The organism is Mesorhizobium sp. LNHC229A00 (assembly GCF_000502415.1).
GTDB lineage: Bacteria > Pseudomonadota > Alphaproteobacteria > Rhizobiales > Rhizobiaceae > Mesorhizobium.
Genome location: NZ_AYWQ01000212.1, coordinates 1 through 365 on the forward strand (window position 1 = coordinate 1; position 365 = coordinate 365).

Here is a 365-nt window from a genome sequence, read left to right on the forward strand (position 1 = left end):
TGTCGCCTCCGCCGCTCGTTATGTCGCCTCCGCTGCTAGGCGATGGCATCCCCGCGTGGCCTACGCAACGCGCACAGGCCATTGCCAGACTGGAAAGACGGTACAGGCAAATCGAGAGATTTTCGCAGGACGCGACCAGTCTGGAAAAAACTTCTAGGGAAATTCACAAACTGCTGAGAGCCACGTGGCGGTGCTATGATGTCGATATTGCCAACTGCGATCAGGCCAGCATCGGTGACGCGGTGCGACAGCGGGCCATCTGCAATGACCTGACAATCGTCGGCCCCGCACTTCTCAACGACATTAACGTCGGTCCCCTTGTTATCAACGGCAGCCTGTTCGACACCGGAAAGCCGGTGCTTGTC

Annotated in this window: 1 protein-coding gene; it reads right to left on the reverse strand. The window is 58.1% G+C overall.

The window, feature by feature from the left end; translation table 11 throughout:
• Positions 1-35: 35 nt before the first annotated feature.
• Positions 36-365, reverse strand: a 330-nt coding sequence (locus tag X742_RS1000000175210) for a hypothetical protein (protein WP_198019297.1), incomplete at its 5' end; no start/stop codon positions are given.